The sequence below is a fragment of the Pseudoalteromonas sp. TB41 genome (assembly GCF_000497975.1).
Lineage (GTDB): Bacteria > Pseudomonadota > Gammaproteobacteria > Enterobacterales > Alteromonadaceae > Pseudoalteromonas > Pseudoalteromonas tetraodonis.
Genome location: NZ_AUTH01000103.1, coordinates 1 through 3,055 on the forward strand (window position 1 = coordinate 1; position 3,055 = coordinate 3,055).

Here is a 3,055-nt window from a genome sequence, read left to right on the forward strand (position 1 = left end):
ATTCATTTACACCAAGCCAACAGCACGGCTGTTGAACTTGCAGCGCTTAGCTATGACAGTCAAGGTAATATCCAAACGCAAAAGTTTGGAAATGACATAACCCTTACTCAACAGTTTGATGTATTCAACCGCTTAACGCAGCAACAGTTAACCCATCCTGCGCAAGCACTATTTGATATCTGTACGTACAATTACGACAGCGTAAACCAGCTGATTGCGCGTAAAGAGGAAGGGGTTAGTAGCCATAACATTAATTTTGAGTACAACAGCCTTGGCCAGTTAATTCAGCAAAATCTAGTAAGTTCTGAGAATACAAAAACCACGCAATACCAGTGGGATAGTTTTGGTAACCCAGTTAGCCAATCAAAAATTCAAAATAACGAATTAGCCGAGCAGCAAACGACTCAGCACAATGATAATAGCGATGCTAGTGACGCCAGCAATAAGATTGAAAGCAACCAGTCAGAAAGCACACGTAATGTAATTCATAGTGAGTACAGTGATTCAAGTACAGCAACCGCAGCCAGTGAGCTAAGCGAAGACGATGGAGTTATTAAAGGCTCTACAGACGCAGACCGTTTAACCCACTTTGGCGATAGCGACTTTCATTATGATGAGTTTGGTAACCAAATCCGCGAAACCGGCAAAGGCATAAAAACCCGCCGCGAATACAACGCGTTTAATCAGTTAAGCTGCTTTAACAACAACGGCACGCTTACTCAATACGATTACGACCCACTTGGGCGTCGTATCGGCAAGCACACCGAGCAGGGTAAAATTGACTATATTTGGGATAACGACCAGTTAATCGGCGAATGCCAACACGGTGAATATACTTGGTATATTAACCTGCCAAATCAATTTCACCCAGTCGCGCTAATTAAACAAGGTGAGGTGTACTACTACCACCTAGACCAACTGAATACCCCACGCTTTGTAACCAACAACAAAGTAGAGGTGGTATGGGAAAACCAAGCCGATGTGTATGGTTATGAAGAACCAGAAGCCGAGTCTGAGTCAAATAAAGAGAACAGCTTCACTCAGCCAATCCGCTTTCAAGGGCAATATTTAGATGAAGAGAGCGGCTTACATTACAACCGCTACCGCTACTACAGCCCCAAACAACAACGTTTTATAAACCAAGATCCGATTGGTTTAGTGGGTGGGATAAACCACTACCAATATGCACCGAACCCGGTGAATTGGGTCGATCCGTTCGGGTTGAGTTGTAAGGATGGTAATGCTTCACAAATAAAGCAGGGTTTGGTTAAAGCTATGTTAATGGGAGCGCTCGTAGCTGGAGGTCTTGATGCAATAGCACAACACGTTTTGAATGGAGAAATTGATCCTGTTTCTGTCGCTGTTTCAGCGGTCGTTGGCGCAGTTGCTGGTGGTGGAAGTTCAATATTTGTAAATGCAGCTTCGATTGGCAGAATTTCATCTACTAAAGCTATTGCTTATACTGCAGTTCTGGCTAGTATATCTAATACAGGAGGAACTTTTACTTCAAATTATATTAATGGAAAAGAAACAACTATAACAGAAGCTTCAATTGCTGGAACTGTTGGTCTGTTGGGTGGTACCTTTGCTGGACGCTTAAATAGCGGGAGCATTTTAACCTTAGAAAAAGGTTTCGGAGGACTCAACAGTGCAATATCAAATGCAACGAGAAGTTCAATGGTCGGTTCTACCCCTGTCGCAGCCAAAACTTCAGCTTTAGTCGAGGTAGGTAAATTTTCTACAGATAGTATAACGATGTTTGGTCAGAAGTTAGCCTCCGAATCTGTCTTGATACCAGAAAGTGAGGGTTGTATTACTAAAGTTAACTCAGATAAGTAAATTGTAAATCTTTTTACAGAATAAAAATTACAGAACTAATTCATGAGCTGGAGTTATTAGTGGCGTTTATGTCTGACAAAAATATTATTAGGAAGAGTAATGAACAATAGAGCAAAGTTATTGCATTTATTAAAAGAAGAGATTATTTACTTATCTATAGCTCTTATATTTGGCATTATGACGTATTTGAATCATGATATTTCGAAGTCAGTTGAGATGTTTCTATATGTAGCATTGTTTTTTCAGTTAATAATTTTAATAACTAACTGGAAATTAATATTTAGTAGTGATTGACTTAAGGTTTCTAAGAAAACTAAAAATAACCTAAATACGTATTTAAAACGTAAAAATACAACGCTCTTTATAAACATGGATGTTTGAAAGCTTAGGTAATTTCCCTTAAGTCTTCTATGCTAATGAGGGCAAGGAAGTGCCTTACTTAACTCGATTCAAGCAAACTGAATTATAGCTACAATAAATTTGGTCAGCTAAGTGCTATTCATTTACACCAAGCCAACAGCACGGCTGTTGAACTTGCAGCGCTTAGCTATGACAGTCAAGGTAATATCCAAACGCAAAAGTTTGGAAATGACATAACCCTTACTCAACAGTTTGATGTATTCAACCGCTTAACGCAGCAACAGTTAACCCATCCTGCGCAAGCACTATTTGATATCTGTACGTACAATTACGACAGCGTAAACCAGCTGATTGCGCGTAAAGAGGAAGGGGTTAGTAGCCATAACATTAATTTTGAGTACAACAGCCTTGGCCAGTTAATTCAGCAAAATCTAGTAAGTTCTGAGAATACAAAAACCACGCAATACCAGTGGGATAGTTTTGGTAACCCAGTTAGCCAATCAAAAATTCAAAATAACGAATTAGCCGAGCAGCAAACGACTCAGCACAATGATAATAGCGATGCTAGTGACGCCAGCAATAAGATTGAAAGCAACCAGTCAGAAAGCACACGTAATGTAATTCATAGTGAGTACAGTGATTCAAGTACAGCAACCGCAGCCAGTGAGCTAAGCGAAGACGATGGAGTTATTAAAGGCTCTACAGACGCAGACCGTTTAACCCACTTTGGCGATAGCGACTTTCATTATGATGAGTTTGGTAACCAAATCCGCGAAACCGGCAAAGGCATAAAAACCCGCCGCGAATACAACGCGTTTAATCAGTTAAGCTGCTTTAACAACAACGGCACGCTTAC

Annotated in this window: 1 protein-coding gene; it reads left to right on the forward strand. The window is 40.3% G+C overall.

What is annotated here, in order from left to right:
- Positions 1-1,839 (forward strand): RHS repeat-associated core domain-containing protein (locus tag L641_RS22650; RefSeq protein ID WP_275450855.1); only part of this gene is annotated, 1,839 nt, incomplete at its 5' end.
- Between the last annotated feature and the right edge of the window lie 1,216 nt (positions 1,840-3,055).